Source organism: Thermomonospora echinospora, from assembly GCF_900108175.1.
Lineage (GTDB): Bacteria > Actinomycetota > Actinomycetes > Streptosporangiales > Streptosporangiaceae > Thermomonospora > Thermomonospora echinospora.
Genome location: NZ_FNVO01000017.1, coordinates 1 through 16,027, shown reverse-complemented (window position 1 = coordinate 16,027; position 16,027 = coordinate 1). Strand labels below are relative to the sequence as shown.

The 16,027-nt window shown below is 70.2% G+C and carries 14 protein-coding genes; 8 read left to right on the top strand and 6 right to left on the bottom strand.

All coding sequences use genetic code 11. The features are described from left to right. Positions 1 to 5 precede the first annotated feature (5 nt). The gene (locus tag C4U03_RS29115; protein WP_103942202.1) at positions 6 to 740 is read right to left on the bottom strand and encodes an SDR family oxidoreductase; all 735 of its coding nucleotides are present in this window, start codon (positions 738 to 740) and stop codon (positions 6 to 8) included. 169 nt (positions 741 to 909) lie between these two features. Next, positions 910 to 1,608, bottom strand: a complete 699-nt coding sequence (locus C4U03_RS29110; protein WP_103942200.1) for a TetR/AcrR family transcriptional regulator — start codon at positions 1,606 to 1,608, stop codon at positions 910 to 912. An 82-nt stretch (positions 1,609 to 1,690) separates the two neighbouring features. On the opposite strand from C4U03_RS29110, the gene C4U03_RS29105 reads away from it, so the two are divergent. Further along, the gene (locus tag C4U03_RS29105) at positions 1,691 to 2,893 is read left to right on the top strand and encodes a hypothetical protein (RefSeq protein WP_103942198.1); all 1,203 of its coding nucleotides are present in this window, start codon (positions 1,691 to 1,693) and stop codon (positions 2,891 to 2,893) included. A gap of 243 nt (positions 2,894 to 3,136) precedes the next feature. After that, positions 3,137 to 3,922 carry a DUF1963 domain-containing protein gene (locus C4U03_RS29100; protein WP_200827549.1) on the top strand — a complete coding sequence of 262 codons (786 nt, stop codon included), beginning with the start codon at positions 3,137 to 3,139 and terminating at the stop codon, positions 3,920 to 3,922. A gap of 285 nt (positions 3,923 to 4,207) precedes the next feature. On the opposite strand, the gene C4U03_RS29090 is transcribed toward C4U03_RS29100, so the two are convergent. Beyond that, positions 4,208 to 4,942: an SDR family oxidoreductase gene (locus C4U03_RS29090; protein WP_103942196.1), complete on the bottom strand. Its 735-nt coding sequence runs from the start codon at positions 4,940 to 4,942 to the stop codon at positions 4,208 to 4,210. Positions 4,943 to 5,051: 109 nt separating this feature from the next. Here C4U03_RS29090 and C4U03_RS29085 point away from each other — a divergent pair, with 109 nt between their 5' ends. The 4 genes from C4U03_RS29085 (at position 5,052) to C4U03_RS29070 (ending at position 9,720) form a co-directional block, all read left to right on the top strand. Continuing rightward, complete coding sequence (locus C4U03_RS29085) at positions 5,052 to 5,747, top strand: TetR/AcrR family transcriptional regulator (RefSeq protein WP_103942194.1); 696 nt, start codon at positions 5,052 to 5,054, stop codon at positions 5,745 to 5,747. A 96-nt stretch (positions 5,748 to 5,843) separates the two neighbouring features. Further along, positions 5,844 to 7,013 (top strand): hypothetical protein, encoded by a 1,170-nt coding sequence (locus C4U03_RS29080; RefSeq protein WP_103942192.1) that lies wholly within the window; start codon positions 5,844 to 5,846, stop codon positions 7,011 to 7,013. Between the two features lie 533 nt (positions 7,014 to 7,546). Continuing rightward, the gene (locus C4U03_RS29075; protein WP_103942190.1) at positions 7,547 to 8,749 is read left to right on the top strand and encodes an NAD(P)/FAD-dependent oxidoreductase; all 1,203 of its coding nucleotides are present in this window, start codon (positions 7,547 to 7,549) and stop codon (positions 8,747 to 8,749) included. Between the two features lie 17 nt (positions 8,750 to 8,766). Next, positions 8,767 to 9,720: a sigma-70 family RNA polymerase sigma factor gene (locus C4U03_RS29070; protein WP_103942188.1), complete on the top strand. Its 954-nt coding sequence runs from the start codon at positions 8,767 to 8,769 to the stop codon at positions 9,718 to 9,720. A gap of 244 nt (positions 9,721 to 9,964) precedes the next feature. Here C4U03_RS29070 and C4U03_RS29060 read toward each other — a convergent pair whose 3' ends face one another. Continuing rightward, positions 9,965 to 10,855 (bottom strand): alpha/beta fold hydrolase, encoded by an 891-nt coding sequence (locus C4U03_RS29060; protein ID WP_103942186.1) that lies wholly within the window; start codon positions 10,853 to 10,855, stop codon positions 9,965 to 9,967. 363 nt (positions 10,856 to 11,218) lie between these two features. On the opposite strand from C4U03_RS29060, the gene C4U03_RS29055 reads away from it, so the two are divergent. Then, positions 11,219 to 11,722 (top strand): cupin domain-containing protein, encoded by a 504-nt coding sequence (locus tag C4U03_RS29055; RefSeq protein WP_103942184.1) that lies wholly within the window; start codon positions 11,219 to 11,221, stop codon positions 11,720 to 11,722. A gap of 292 nt (positions 11,723 to 12,014) precedes the next feature. Here the strand turns inward: C4U03_RS29055 and pdxR are convergent, their stop codons facing one another. Then, positions 12,015 to 13,361, bottom strand: a complete 1,347-nt coding sequence (gene pdxR / locus C4U03_RS29050) for a MocR-like pyridoxine biosynthesis transcription factor PdxR (protein WP_235018230.1) — start codon at positions 13,359 to 13,361, stop codon at positions 12,015 to 12,017. Between the two features lie 301 nt (positions 13,362 to 13,662). Then, on the bottom strand, positions 13,663 to 14,298 hold the full coding sequence (locus C4U03_RS29045; RefSeq protein WP_103942181.1) for a TetR/AcrR family transcriptional regulator: 636 nt from the start codon (positions 14,296 to 14,298) through the stop codon (positions 13,663 to 13,665). Positions 14,299 to 14,496: 198 nt separating this feature from the next. Between C4U03_RS29045 and groL the strand changes: the two genes are divergently transcribed. Further along, a partial coding sequence (groL, locus tag C4U03_RS29040; protein WP_103942439.1) for a chaperonin GroEL occupies positions 14,497 to 16,027 on the top strand: 1,531 nt, incomplete at its 3' end.

Below are 16,027 nucleotides of genomic sequence, written 5' to 3'. Positions count from 1 at the left end.
TCGGGCTACGGCCAGGAGCTCTCGTTGCGGGGAATGACGACGAGCTCGGGGATGACGCTTCCGGCGGGGACCGACAGCACGTACAGGACCGTGTCGGCGACGATCGCGGGATCCTGCAGCCGGGAGGTGTCGGCGTCGGGGAACCGCTCGGTGATGAACGGGGTCTCCATGCCGCCGGCGATGATGCCGGTGACGCCGATGCCCGGGCAGTCGCGCTGCGCCTCCTGAAACAGGGTGTGGGTGAAGGCGCGCAGGCCGGTCTTGCTCGCCGCGTAGGGGCCCGCCTCCGTCCATGTCCGGTTGGCCGCCGTGGACAGGATGTTGACGATGTGGCCGCCGCCCTGCTTGATCATGCGGCGGTACGTCTCCAGGCACAGATGGACGGGGCCGAGGAGGTTGGTGCCGATCACCCATCCGGCCTCCTGGGCGGTCAGGTGCTCGATCGGCTTGGTCACGTCCACGGCGGCGTTGTTGACCAGCACATCGACGGAGCCGGCGCCGTTGTACACACCCGTGATCGCCTCGGCGACCTGGCCGGCGTCGCGGATGTCGAGGACGAGCGGCCGGGCCTGCACGCCGTCGTCCCGCAGTTCCCGGCATAAGTCACGCAGCCGGTCCTCGCGTATGTCGGCGGCCCACACCGCGGCGCCGGCCGCGCCGAGCCGCCGGGTCACCGCCGCGCCCAGGCCACGTGCCGCGCCCGTCACCAAAGCCGTCTTCCCCCGCAGGTCGGCATGCATGGGCACCCTCACGATCCATGGTCATCCTGAGGCAAGGCCCGGCCGGCGGGTCTTTCCCTCAGGGCCCGTCACGGTCGCCTCCAGCCTTACCCCGACGGCCGATGGAGACATGTCCGGAGTACCGGACAAGGTGGAAACCTTTCCCGGATCCGTTCCGTCGGCGCCGCGTTCATGGTCGTTGGTGGAGTTGGGCTTGGATTCCGTCGAGGACGAGGTCCAGGCCCCGCTGGAACTGCCCGTCGAAGTCGTCGTCGCTGAGCTGGGCGTGTCGGGTCAGAGCGGGGTAGAGCGCCGCCTGGTCACGGAGGTAGTCCTGGACCTGGCGGCGCAGCTCGGCCTCCTCGGCGGAGTCGCGCATCCAACCGCTCCAGACGTTTTCAGCCGCGGTGTACCCCTGGACGTAGTAGGTCAGGGTGCCGACGGCGGCCAGGAGTTGGGGGCCTTGCAGGCCGGCCCGCGCCAGTGCGGCATAGAACAGCTCGGAGCGAGCGAGGAAGTTGGGGCCCAACAGCGGGCGGGTCGCCATCAGGGACGGCGCCCAGGGGTGACGTTTCATCATCTGCCGGCTCTGGTGCAGCTGCCGGGTCAGGGTTTCACGCCAGGGCTCGGTGCCGGAGTCGTCGAGTTCGATCTCCGCGAAGACCTGGTCCATGGCCAGGTCGAGCACCTCCTCCTTGCTACGGACGTACTCGTAGGCCGACATGACACCCGCGCCCAGGCGGGCCGCCAGGCGGCGCATGGAAAAGCCCGTCACCCCTTCGGCGTCCAGCAGTTCGACGGCGGCCCGCGCGATCCGTTCGCGGGACAGCCGGGGCTTGCGGGGCCGCTCCTCGGTGAACCAGACGGCGGGCGGTCGCGGCTGGGACATCCCTCCTCCTTCCGTACGATGTACGGCTTGTCGTACGGCTAGCTTCGCCCCTGGGGACACTCCGAGGAAAGGAGAGATCCGTATGACGCCCCAGGAGTGGCTACGCGGGTATGCGCTGCTGGCGCTGCGCGTCAACCGGCGGTTGGTCGGGGACGAAGGCGCAACGGTGCTCATCTACCGAGGACCGCAGGAGTGGAGCGCGCAAGTCAAGGCGGAGGAGCCGGCTGCGCCCGGACGGCTGGCCGACGACGCCGAAGCCCTGCTGGACGAGCCGCCCTTCGAACCCGAACGCGCCCGCTATCTGAGGGCCCAGGTCCGGGCTCTGCGCACGGTCGCCCGGCGCCTTGCCGGAGAACGGCTGCCGCTACCGGAGTACGCCCATCAGTGCCTGGGCATCCAGGCGCACTGGCTACCGCAGGAAGTCTTCGAGGAGGCGCACGCCCGCCTGGACCGGGCGCTGCCCCGCGGGACCGGCGCTTTGACCGAGCGGCTGCAGGCCTGGCAGGCGGCCCACACGCTGCCGCTGGAACGGCTGGACCTGCTGCCGGCCCTGGTGGACCGGGCCGTTGCCGAGGCACGCCGGCGTACCGCCGCCCTGGTGCCGCTGCCCGACGACGAGGTGGTGGACTGCCGGCTGCGGCACGGCGCGCACTTCCTGGCGGCCGGGCACTACGCGGGCGAACGGCGCTCAACAATCTTCATCAACGGCGACCTGCCGTTCAACCTGGCCGATCTGCTGTACGTGGTCACGCACGAGGGCCACCCCGGGCACATCGCCGAGTCCATGCTCAAGGAGCTGGTGCTGGTGGAGGAGCAGGGCCGGCTCGACCAGCAGGTCCGGTTCATGCTCGGGCCGTCGTTCGTCATCAGCGAGGGACTCGGCCTGCACGCCCAGGACATCGCCTTTCCCGGCGACGAGGCGCAGGCATGGCTGACCGACAACGTCCTGGCCGAACACGGCATGACCCCCGACAGCAGCGACTTCGCCGCCATCCACCGGGCCCGCAACGCGCTGTTCGGTGCCTGGGCCAACGCCGGCTTCCTGGCCGCCGAGGGCCGCCCTGACCACGAGGTCACCGGCTACCTGTCCCGCTGGGCCCTGATGTCCGACGCCGAGGCCGCAGCGGCCCTAGGCTCACTGCGGGCGCCTGGCATGGAGCTGTACACGCTCGGCTACTACCACGGGTGGCGGCTGCTGAACACCTGGCTCGACTCCCCCGACCGCACCACCCGGGTACGGCGCCTGCTCACCGAACAACTCCTGCCCTCGGACTTGAAGTCATGACCCGGCCCCCCACGGCACAAGACGAGGCGGCGCTGCTGTCGGGCCGGCAGTCGAGGACGGCGGGGCCCGTCGTTGACGACGGGCAGTAGCACGGTGGCGCACCCGCGCACCACGCGCGAGATGGCGGGGCCTGGATACCACGCTATCCGGGCCCCGCCGCGTCACCGGCGCGGCACCTGCCACCGGGTGTCGAGGAGGCCATCAGGTCCTCTACGAACCGGGTGACGGCCATAGTCTCCTCCCGTGACCGACACGGAAACCATTGACGAGACCCCGGCGGCGAGGGCCGCCCGCTTCCGCGCGGAGGCCGCCGCACGGGGGATTCCGGCCGCCGAGGTGGAGGCGTACATACGCACCGCTCGCCCGGCCGTCTACCTCGCACCGGACGGCCCCGGCCCGGTCATGGCGCTGACCGGCGGGAACCCACCTCTGCCGGAGGGCGCCCCCGCGCCGGCGGCGGCGTTCGTCGCGGCCGTCGACTGCGCGGCCCTGCCGCCCGGGGCGACGGATCTGCCGCTGCCCACCGAGGGCCGGCTGCTGTTCTTCGCCGACCCTGATCCGGGCAGCGGGGCGGTGGTCGCCGACGCCGTGCGGTATATGCCGGCCGGGACGCCGTTGGCAGAGCGTCCGGTCGACCCGGACGACGGTCCGGGCACCTACCGCCGGGCGCGGTTGGACTTCTGCTTCTACCAGTGGTCGTGGCCGTGGCGCGAGGAGGACGACGACGAGGAGTCGCAGCGGGCGGCCGAGCTGGAGTCCGCCTGGTCGCAGGTGGTCGGCTGGCGCCCTCACTGGCGCTTCCAGCTTGGCGGCGAGCCGGTCCTGTTCAACTGGGACCCGGTCGAGGTGGTCCGGGACGAAGTGCCGCTGCCCGTTGCGGACGGCGACGAGTGGACGCTGCTGGCCACCTGGCGTGGTGAAGACGACTGCGAGGAGCTGGAGGCGGGCCTGTTCCACTGGGTGATTCGCCGCGCCGACCTGGCCGCTCTCCGCTTTGACCGGGTGTACGTGTACGTCGACGCCTTCTGACGGCCGAGGCATCCGGCCCCTACGAGCGCGGGCGAGCTGCTGGCGGGCTTATGCGCCTGCCGAGGCCGTTCCGGCGCGCGAGCGGGAGGGGGTTCGGAGGCGTCGCAGGTCCATGATCACCGTGGTGGCGGCCTGCTCTGTCACCGGGGTCGGGCGCGTTGCGGTCCGCGGTCCGCCTCATGCCGGCGGCGACGGCGTGCCCGTCCCGTGCCAGGGCCACGGCCGTCAGCCGGCCGAACCTGCTGGAGGCCCCGGTGATGAGGATGACCTGTCGCGCGGCGACCATCAGATGATGCCGCCGTTGGCGCGTACGACCTGCCCGTTGACCCAATGCCCGGCCGGGCTCGCCAGGAAGGAGACGACCTCGGCGATGTCCTCGGGGGTGCCGAGCCGCTCCAGCGGCGGCTGCTTGGCCAGCCGCTGGATCGCCGCCTCGTCCTTGCCCTCCAGGAACAGTTCGGTGGCGGTCGGGCCGGGCGCGACGGCGTTGACCGTGATGTCGCGTCCGCGCAGCTCGCGGGCGAGCACCAGCGTCATCGCCTCGACGGCGCCCTTGCTCGCGGCGTACGCCCCGTAGGTGGGGAACTGCAGGCCGACCACAGAGGTGGACAGGTTGACCAGCGCGCCCCCGTCGCGCACGCGGCGGGCGGCCTCCCGGGCCATCACGAACGCGCCGCGGATGTTGGTGCGGTGCAGGGCGTCCAGCTCGTCCAGATCGAGGTCGGCGATCGGGGACAGCGCCAGCCGTCCCGCCGAGTTGACGACCACATCGACCCCGCCGAAGGACTTCTCGGCGGCGTCGAACATCTCCGCGACGGCGCCCTCATCGGCCACATCGGCCTGGACCGGGATCGCCCGGCCTCCGGACGCCGTGATCTCCTCCACCACCTGCGCCGCGGCGGAGGCCGCCCCCTGGAACCCCACCGCGACCGCGAAGCCGCGTGCCGCCAGCGCCACCGCGATCGCCTTGCCTATCCCGCGAGAGCCGCCGCTGACGACGGCCACACGCTGATCACTCATAAGGACTCCCCGAACTTAGCGTCGATAACCATTCGCCGTATCGGCGTTACGCCTTCGACGGTAGCACAGGTCCGTATCGTCGATAACAACTGGCGGTATCATTGATCGCATGGCAGAGACGGACCCGCTTCGCGCGGCGATGATCGAGGCGGCGGAGCGGCAGCTGGCGTCGTCTTCGGACCACGAGATCGCGACGCGCGCGGTCTGCGAGGCGGTCGGTGTGAGCCAGCCCGTGCTCTACCGGTTGTTCGGTGACAAGCGCGGGCTGCTCGACGCCGTCGCCGACCACGGGTACGAGCGCTACACCGCGCTCAAGGCCGCCCAGGAGCAGACCGGCGACCCGGTCGCCGACCTGCACGCTGGCTGGGACGGCCACATGGCGTTCGCCCAGGCGAACCCGGCCCTCTACCAGCTGATGTTCACTCCGCGGCCGTGGTCGCACTCGACGGCGCGAGAGCGCGTGATGGACCTGCTGGTGGCCACGCTCACACGGTGCGCGGCGGCAGGCGCGCTGAAGCTGGAGCCGCAAACCGCCGCTCAGCTGATCCTGTCGGCGAACGTCGGGACCGCCCTGGACCACATCGCCAGGCCGGCCCTGTTCGAAGACCCCGCGCTGTCCCACCGCATGCGGGACGCCGTGTTCTCGCACGTACTGACCACCACGCCCACCCAGCACAACACCGACCCTCTGCGGACCGCCGCGCTACGCCTGCACGCGCAACTCCAACTCGGCGGTACCGAGGCCCTCGAACCGGTCGAAATCGCTCTCCTCCAACGATGGCTCGAGCGCATCACACACCCCTGACCGGCAAAGCACCATGCGGATCCGCTCGCCGTTGCTTGAGGAGTTCCAGGCCGTATGGACCCGGCCCCCTGATCCCATGGAAGGGAGAACGAACCGATGCAGGATTCGCTCATGGCTGCCGGTGTCGGCCGCATCGTCGAAGTTGGCCACGTGGTGGGGCGGGTTGCCGGGGTTGACCCGGGCGGGCGGTATATGGCGGTCACGCGGGGCGGAGTCGTGACGGTCCATGATGCTGATGCCGCGTTGGGTTCGGTGATGTCCTGTAGGCCGACCAGGCCGTTCCACCAGCTTGCCGTGCGGCCCGGCGGGGAGAGCGTCGCCGTGCTCGGTGAGGACTTGACGGTCGAGTTGTGGCAATCCGATGGCACAGTGCAACGACTGCCGGATGGCTGGGCTGGCCGGGACGACACGGAGCGAGAAGGCCGGCGAAGGCTCTTGGACCTTGCCTGGAGGCAGCCTGGCTGGCTCCAGTTCACCGCCGACGGCTCGTATCTGCTCTTCGGGGAAGCCGTACTTGAAGGGCCTGCCCGGTTGAACCTGCTGGATGCGGCGACGCTCGCGCATGTCGATGGTGTCTCGGCCCTGCAAAGCGCCACAGGTGAGATGTTGATCGGGGACTGGGGAGAGGGGGCGGAGGCCTGCTGCGCGGCAGCGCCATCGACCGCGGTCGCCTTCGCAGCGTGCTGCGGCGACGACACCATGGTCTTGGCCGTCGCCGAGGTGGTGGAGGGCCGGTTGCGGCTCTATGGGGCCGTGCCCGGCCAGACGTCGCTCGCGGACGACATCCCCGGTGAACGAGTGATGGGGCTCGCGTTGTCGACGTCCGGTGAGTTGGTGGTGCTCGACTCCGACGAGTTCCTGTCAGCCATCCGCTGGCGTGATCACGCGGCAGGGGCACAATGCCTCGCCAGCGGCTACCGGCTCCTTCGAGCCGACAACGGCGAACCTCGGCCGTTGTCCGCCACCAGATTGCGCGCTCTGGGCACCGATGACCTGACCGTCGGCTTGAACGGTCCCATGTTCACCCGAGGTCGACTGCTGGCCATGGCAGCCGAAAAGGAGCGACGAATAGCGGGCGGCTGGGACCGGCAAATCGTCGGGCTGGTCTTCCTAGATATTCAGACTGGCCAATGGCTGGATTTCCTGGACCTGCCCGGGGCCGAGCGTCACGAGCGGATCTTCATCGACAACGGCATCGTCCATCAGAACATCGAGGAACAGACGAGTATCTTGCGGTGGCTGCCTCCATCGGGACCCGAGGCTTGAGCAACGGAGCGGCCAGTGGCGACAGCGGACCGAGCACCGGTCGGGTTACCGCCCTCACCAACCTGGGCTGACTACACCTTGCCCCTGGCCGGAGCTTCGGGAGTCCCGGGCCAGATCGGATCGAGGGCGTCGTGCTGCCGTTGAGTCTTCTACTTGTCGGTACTGACCCGGACCAGGCCGATGAGCGCCACGAGGACCGCCTTCCGTTCATCAAACGACGTTCGCGTGGAAGACGAACGCTATCGGAAGACACCGAAAGATGAACGGTAAAATGAACGCCGGAACCGGACGCGGCGGACAACCGACGGCCTTCACGTCCGCCCGACGTGCGTTCGTCTAACGTTCGTTAGACGAACACCCGATACCTGCATCGGTCACACACCCGCGGTGTCTTTCTGCCGCATTCCGGCCGTCCCCCTCGTCGGGCGGCGCTCCTGCCACTCTATGACCCATGTCACATGCGGTTCCTGTCAGCAATCGGGGCGCCGTCCCGCTCAACTCATCGAGAGTAAGCGAACCGACAGGAGCGACACATGAAGCACCGCATCGTCGTCCTCGGCGCCGGCTATGCCGGGGCCTACGTGGCCGGGAACCTGGCCCGCCGGCTGTCCCCGGCGGACACCGAGATCACCGTGGTCAACGCTGAGCCGGACTTCGTCGAGCGGCTGCGGCTGCACCAGCTCGCGGCCGGCCGGGAGATCGAGGCTCCCAAGCTCGCTGACGTCTTCGCGGGCACGGGGATACGGCTGCGCCTGGCCCGTGTCACCGCCGTCGACCCCGAGCGCCAGGTCGTCGCCGTGGCCGACGCCGACGGCGGCGGCGGCGAGCTCGGCTACGACACACTTCTCTACGCGCTCGGCAGCCACGGCGACGACCGCGGCGTCCCCGGCGTGGCCGAGCACGCCTTCGACATCGCCGCCCGGCCCTCGGCGCTGCGCCTGCGCGAGCGCCTGGACAGCCTGGGCGGGCGGGGCGAAGGCGGGAGTGTGCTGGTCGTCGGCGACGGGTTGACCGGCATCGAGACCGCCACCGAGATCGCCGAATCCCGGCCCGGACTGTCGGTGACGCTGGTCGCCCGCGGCGAGCTGGGCGCCCGGCTCTCCGCCGGAGCCCGCAACCACCTGCGCCGGGCCTGCGACCGGCTGGGCATCACCGTCCTGGAGCACACCAGCGTCGAAGCCGTCGAAGCGACGCGGGTGCTGTGCGCCGACGGCACCGCCCTGGCATCCGACGCAACCGTGTGGACGGCCGGGTTCACGGTCAGCCCCATTGCCGCCGCCGGCGGGCTGGAGGTCACCGAGAACGGTCAGGTCGTCGTCGATCGCACCATGCGGTCGGTCTCGCACCCGAACGTCTACGCCGCCGGCGACAGCGCCTACGCCATCGGCGACAACGGCCTGCCGCTGCCGATGTCCTGCGCTTCGGCCGGCTTCACCGGTCTGCAGGCCACGGACGCGATCGTGGGACGCCTGACCGGCCGCAAGATTGCGAACACCAAGCTGGCCTACCCGGGCAACCACATCAGCCTCGGGCGGCGGGACGGGATCCTGCAGCTGGTCGACGGCGAAGCGCAGGCAAAGCCGAAGTACGTGGGCGGCCGGAAGGCCGCGCGGGTCAAGGCGGGCATCCTCAGGATGTCGCTGTGGAGCATCTCGCACCCGACCTTCGGCCTGCCCAAGCGCAAGTGCCGCCTGGCCGCCGTGCCGGACGCGTCCGCCGTGAAGGCGGCCGCTTAGCCGCCTAGGGTGGCCGCGTGAACAGCACCGCCACTGATCGCTTCGACACCGATCGGTTCGAGGCCAGCCGGAACCGGCTGGCCTCCCTGGCGTACCGGCTGCTGGGCTCCGCCGCCGACGCCGAAGACGCCGTGCAGGATGCGTTCCTGCACTGGCAGGCCGCCGACCGGCAGCGGATCAAGGTGCCGGAAGCATGGCTGACCAAGGTCGTCACCAACCTGTGCCTCGACCGGCTCCGCTCGGCACAGGCCCGCCGCGAACGCGCCGTCGGCGCCTGGCTGCCCGAACCGCTCCTCGACGGCGACCCGATGCTCGGCCCGGCCGACACTTTCGAGCAGCGCGAATCGGTCTCCCTGGCCGTGCTGACTCTCATGGAGCGCCTGTCGCCCCTCGAACGGGCCGTCTACCTCCTGCGCGAAGCGTTCTCCTACAGCCACGCCGAGATCGCCGAGATCCTCGACATCACCGAGTCCGCAAGCCAGCAGCACCTCCACCGGGCCCGGCGCCGCATCACCGCCGCGCGGCGCCGCGGCGGCGAAGTCGACCCGGCATCCGCCCGCAGGATCGTCGAGGAATTCTTCGCCGCCGCCTTCTCGGGCCGCACCGAACGGCTGGTGGCGCTGCTCACCGACGATGCGACCGCGATCTCCGACGGCGCCGGCCTGGCCGGGACGCTGCTGCGGTACGACACTCCGCAGCGCATCGCCACCGTCGTACGGGCCGGTTTCAAACCCACCCCCGCGAAACGGCGGTTTGCCGGCGGCACGCCCGCCATCCACTACGCGCTCGTCAACGGCGCTCCCGCCATCCTCTTCGTGCTCGGCGACCAGGTCCTTGGCGCCGTGACGTTCGACATCGCCAACGGCAAGATCGCAACCGTGCGCGGCATCGCCGCCCCCACCCGTCTCGCCCGCCTCGCCGAAGCCTGGCGGCGGTACGAACCGGACACGCCGCTCATCCCCCAGTGGTGACCCGACGCCGACCACGACGGGCCGGTTGGCACAGCGGTGAGTACGTGATCATCTCGCTACTTTGCACCGTGGGTCACGGACAGGAGTCCGGAGCCGAGTGCGGACGGCGAACAGGATCACAGGGCCAATCGGGCGGCTGCTCCCGCCTCCAGGGCGGTCCACACGGCACCGTCCGGACCCGCGGCGATGCCGTGGGGTTCCGATGAGGGGGTGGGCAGGTCGTATTCGGTGATCACCCCGGCGATCAGGGGTGACGGCGTACCAGTTCGCCGATGACCGTGGCCAGGTCGGCGGGTTGTGTCATCGGCACGTTGTGGTTGGCCGCGATCTCGATCAGTTCTCGGCCCGGAGCCGCATCGACCACGGCCTGCACCTCGTCGCGGCGCTGGGCGTAGAAGCCGCGGTCGGGCAACAGGAACGTGATCGGGCACCTGACATGTGCGTACACGTCCACGCTCGGATAGATCACCGCGTGCGGGTCGGGAGCGCTGACGGTGGCGATCTCCTCGATGGTCGGGCGGCGTTCCCAGAGCCCATCCGCGCGGCGCAGGAAGGTGCGCCGGATGACCTCGCGCACCAACTCCGGGCGTGCTCCGGCGTTGAGCCAGTCGGTTCCGGCCTCACGCACGCACTGCTCGACGTACGCGTGCATCTGCTGTTCGCCGGCCCGCCAGCCGTAGCGGAACATCTCCCGTAGCCGTTCGGCCGCCTCCGGGCCCTGCCATGGGGCCTGGGCGAGTGCCGCCGTGTCCCGGTCATCGAGCACCATGCCATCGACCACACACAACGCCGCCGCGTCCACGAGGCCGGCGGCGGTCGCCGCGGTCACGGCGTACCCACCGGTGGAATGACCCACCAGCACGGGACGGTCCCACTCCAAGGCCGCCACGACGTCGGCGAGGTCGCGCCAATACTGCTCAGGTGTGCTCGACACAGGCGCACTGTGCCCGTGCCCCCGCAGGTCCACCGCCACCAGGTGACAGCGATCCACCAGGCGGGACGCCACATCAGTCCATACTGCGGCGTTATGGCCGCTGCCGTGGACCAGCAACACGCCCGTTGTCCCTTCGCCGCCGAAGTCCAACCCCGACAACACACCATCGCCAACGGGCAACTCGATCTGGCTTCCCAACATCGTCGACACCCTGCCCGTCGGCGCCCAGGCGAGGCAACGTGTTAACGCAGCGGATGACGACACTGCGGCGGACGCGTTCGCCGACCTGGTCGGCGCCGAGGCCGCGGTCACCGCCTGGCGCCGGCGGTGAGCCGTCAGCCTGTGGTGGTCGTTGCGCCGAGGACCTCCGGGCCCTCCACGCCGGGTCAGGGTGATCCCGGCGGCCGTCACGCCCCGCTCGGCGACACCGCCGGTCCAGCGAGAAATTGACCCATGGATATCGCCGTTGAATGAACTATCTGATGGGTCTTTTTTGGCCATAGGTTCATGGGTGTCAGCAGGAAGTGCCTGGTGAGAAGCCGGGCCGTACATTCGGGAGAATCCATGACCGCCGTCACGAACCAGCCGACCGCCCCCGTTCTCGTCCGCGCCGAGAACGCCGAGACTCTCCAGGACGGCGCGACGAGCCTGATCACGTTGCTCGCCGACGCGGGCGCGACCGGCGGCGCGCTCACCGCCAACAAGGCCACGTTCCGCAAAGGCTCGCCGGGCGCTCCCGCGCACTTCCACACCAAGGCCACCGAGATGTTCCTCGTCCTGGACGGCGCGATGCGCATCCTCGTGAACGACGAGATCCTGACCCTGGGCAAGGGCGACTTCCTGACCGTCCCGCCGACCGTGCCGCACGCTTTCGCGCCCGCCCCCGGCAGCGAGGCGGAGATGCTGGTGGTCTTCACTCCCGGCCTGCACCGCTTCGACTACTACCGACTGCTGGAGCGCGTCCACCGAGGCGAAGCCACCGTGCAGGACATCCGCGACAGCTCGCAGCAGTACGACAACCACTACTTCGACAGCCCCGTGTGGTCGAAGGCGCTCGCCGAGCGCTGAACCCGCAGCCGGGTCGCGTGTCCTGTACAACATCGTGTACGTCACCCTGTCCGAGATCGGCTCCGGCCTCGGCTTCTCCGCCGCCGCGGGCGCCGTCCTGCTCGCGGCGTTCGTCGTGGTCGAACGGCGCAGCGCCGACCCGCTGATGCCGCTCGTACGTCGCGCTGGTCCCCGGGATCGGCGTGCTCGGGGTCGGCCAGGGCGCCGGGTACACCCTGATGTTCGGCGCCGCCCTCGGCCTGCGCAGGCAGCGCACCAAGCAGGTCGCCGGGCGTGCTGCTCGGCTCGGGCGTCAGGGAGGGGGTGGCAGAGCCCGGCACAGTGCGTCGAGCGCCGATCGGTAGCGGTGTTCGGGAGGTGCGGCGTATCCGACGACCAGACCGTCCCGGTGGGGGTCGGGGCTGTCGGGGTGGCGGAACGTCGCGAGGCCGTCGAGCGCCACGCCCATCCACGTGGCCGCCTCGACGGTGGACGCCTCGGTGCCCAGTGGCAGGCGCAGGACCGCGTGCAGTCCGGCCGCGATGCCGGTCACCGGGATGTGTGGGGCGTGCTCGGCCAGCGTCGCGACGAGCTGGTTGCGGCGGGCGCGATAGCGCTGCCGCATGCGGCGGATGTGCTTGTCATAGTGCCCGGACTCGATGAACTCCGCGAGCGCGAGTTGGTCGGTGACGCCCGTCCACGCTTCGCGCAGCCCTTTGGCCGCGAGCACGGCGTCGGCCATGTGCGGCGGCAGCACCATCCAGCCGAGCCGGATCGCCGGGGACAGGCTCTTGCTGAGCGAGCCGATGTAGACGACGTGGTCGGGATCGAGCCCCTGGACGGCGCCCACGGGTTCACGGTCGTAGCGGAACTCGCCGTCGTAGTCGTCCTCCAGCACCACCCCACCCCGGCTGCGCGCCCAGTCGACGGCCACGGCCCGGCGCGCCGGGTGTAGCGGGCCGCCGGTCGGGAACTGGTGGGCCGGAGTGAGCAGAACGGCGTGTGCGCCGCGCCGCGACGAGGTGCCAGGGTGCGACGCCAGTTGGTCGGTGCGCGCGCCTTGGGCGTCCAGGCCCAGCGGGATCGTGCGCACTCCGGCGTCGGCCAGGATGCCGCGGTGGAAGGGCAGGCTGTACGGCTCGACGGCCAGCGGCCCGGATAGCACGCCGCCGCCGAACAGGAGCCGCAGCGCATGCGCGAACCCGGCGCAGACGACGATCTGGTCTGGTGAAGCGGACACACCGCGCGCCCGAGCGAGGTATTCAACAAGCGTACGGCGTAGTTCGGGGCGCCCCTGGGGGTCTCCGGGGGCGAAGGCGTCGTACGGTGCGGCGGTCACGGCGCGACGAACGGCCGCGGCCCACGCGGCACGGGGAAAGGACGTCGCGTCGGGCTGCCCCTGCCGGAGGTTGTGAGTGGTGGCCCCGCGACCCGGGATCTTCTTGGGCACACGCTGCGGCTTGGCCGCGACACGCTCGGCGACCCGGGTGCCGGAGCCCTGCCGGGCGGTCAGCCAGCCTTCGGCGACCAGTTCGGCGTACGCGTCCGCGACCGTGTTGCGGGCGACTCCCAGATCCACCGCAAGCGAGCGGTACGGCGGCAGCCGGGTCCCGGGCGCGAGCCGCCCACTGCGCACCGCCGCACGCAGGGCCGCCGCCACCGCCGCGCGGCGAGGCCCCGTAGGCGACAGCTCAAGATGCAGGTCAAATCCTACCCCCTGGGCGGAATTGACCCGAGAATCCGGCACCTAATGGCCCCCTTTGGTCGGTCTATGAGCTGCCTAGGCTAGCCCCGTGAACAACGCCCCAGCAGGCTCCCGCCCCAGTCGCATCGATGTCGCCGCCTCCGCGCCGCGCGTATTCAAAACCCTCATCGTTCAAAACCCTCATCGGCTTCGACGTCGCCACGCCAAGCCCACCTAGCCCGCGCTCCTTGGCGTGACTTTCCGGGCCGCTGCCACATCACCCCTGCGTCTCTCGCGGCGGTTCGTGAGGCCCGTCGGAACGTGTGGCGGGAAGGACGTGGGCGAGCGCGCGGCGGAGCACGGCCGCGAACGGGTCGGTGTTGCCGGGGCTGAGCCAGCACCGGCCCGCCACCCGGACGGCGCCGGCGACGGCGGCGGCGGTGACCTGGGGGAACAGGTCGCGGGCGGGGTCGGTGCCGGTGCGTTCGGCGATCGCCTCGGCCAGCGGTCCCTCCGCCATGGTGAACGCCTTCAGGGCCTCCCCCTCCAGCTCCGGGGTGGACATGATCATGCGTAGGCCGGCTCGGTCGGGCTCCGGGGTGGTGAAGTGCCCGACCACCGCCGCGGTGATGGCCTGATCCAACGGCTCCTCAGCCGGTCTGGACCGCAGCGCCGCCCCCAGGCGCCGGGCCCGGTCGGCCTGGAAGGCGCAGATCGCCTCTTCCCTGCTGGAGAAGTAGTTGTTGTAGGTGCGGGGCGACACTCCGGCGGCCGCGGCGATGTCGTTCACCCGTACGAGAGCCAGTCCGTTGGGACCCTGCTCGATCGCCAGGCGCAGTGCGGCGGCGCCGATCGCCTCCCGGGTGGCCTGCTTGTGGCGGGTCCGCAGGTCCGGGGCTTCACCGTCGTTCATGTTCCGCATCCTATCCCGTGGATGCGTGTCACGCATTTGATGCGTGGTGCGCAAATTGTGGGTAGAGTGCGGGTCGGTACCTGGCACTCACACCTGGCGAGTGCCAACACGCGAGGTGCGCCGGGACGGCGAGGCCTGCCGGCAGGCCGTCCGTCGCGGGCGTCGTCCCGGCACACCGCCGGACAGGCAGGAGGAACGATGGCCGCAAGGATGATCGCGTTCGACGAGGAGGCCCGCCGGGGTCTGGAGCGCGGGATGAACCAGCTTGCCGATGCGGTCAAGGTGACCCTTGGTCCCAAGGGCCGCAATGTCGTGCTGGAGAAGAAGTGGGGGGCTCCCACGATCACCAACGATGGTGTGTCCATCGCTAAGGAGATCGAGCTGGAGGACCCGTGGGAGAAGATCGGGGCCGAGCTGGTCAAGGAGGTCGCCAAGAAGACCGACGACGTGGCCGGTGACGGCACGACCACGGCGACCGTGCTGGCGCAGGCGCTGGTGCGTGAGGGTCTGCGCAACGTGGCCGCCGGGGCGAACCCGATGTCGCTGAAGCGGGGTATCGAGGCGGCGGTGGAGCGGGTCAGCGAGGAGCTGTCCAAGCTGGCCAAGGATGTGGAGACCAAGGAGCAGATCGCCTCGACTGCTTCGATCTCGGCCGGGGATGTGCGGATCGGTGAGATGATCGCCGAGGCGATGGACAAGGTCGGCAAGGAAGGCGTCATCACGGTCGAGGAGAGCAACACCTTCGGGCTGGAGCTGGAGCTCACCGAGGGCATGCGCTTCGACAAGGGCTATCTGTCGCCGTACTTCGTCACCGACGCCGAGCGGCTGGAGGCGGTGCTGGAGGACCCCTACATCCTGATCGTGCAGGGCAAGGTCTCCTCCAACAAGGACATGCTGCCGGTCCTCGAGGCCGTCATGCAGGCCGGCAAGCCGCTGCTGATCATCGCCGAGGACGTCGAGGGCGAGGCGCTGGCCACCCTGGTGGTCAACAAGATCCGCGGGATCTTCCGCTCCGTGGCGGTCAAGGCCCCCGGCTTCGGTGACCGTCGTAAGGCGATGCTGGGCGACATCGCGACGCTGACCGGTGGTCAGGTGATCTCCGAGGAGGTCGGCCTGAAGCTGGAGAACACCACCCTGGACATGCTGGGCCAGGCCCGCAAGATCGTCGTCACCAAGGACGAGACCACCATCGTCGATGGTGCCGGTGACGCGGGTGAGATCGCCGGGCGGGTGAACCAGATCCGCACCGAGATCGATGCCACCGATTCGGACTACGACCGGGAGAAGCTGCAGGAGCGGCTGGCCAAGCTGGCCGGTGGGGTCGCGGTGATCAAGGCCGGTGCGGCCACCGAGGTGGAGCTCAAGGAGCGCAAGCACCGCATCGAGGACGCCGTCCGCAACGCCAAGGCCGCGGTGGAGGAGGGCATCGTGCCCGGTGGCGGCGTGGCGCTGCTGCAGGCCGGGGCCAAGGCCTTCGACAAGCTGGAGCTGAGCGGGGACGAGGCCACCGGTGCCGGGATCGTGCGGCGGGCGCTGGAGGAGCCGATCAAGCAGATCGCCGTCAACGCCGGTCTGGAGGGCGGCGTGGTGGTGGAGAAGGTGCGTAACCTTCCCGCCGGCGAGGGGCTGAACGCGGCCACCGGCGAGTACGTCAACATGTTCGAGACCGGCATCCTGGACCCGGCCAAGGTGACCCGTTCGGCGCTGCAGAACGCTTCCTCGATCGCGG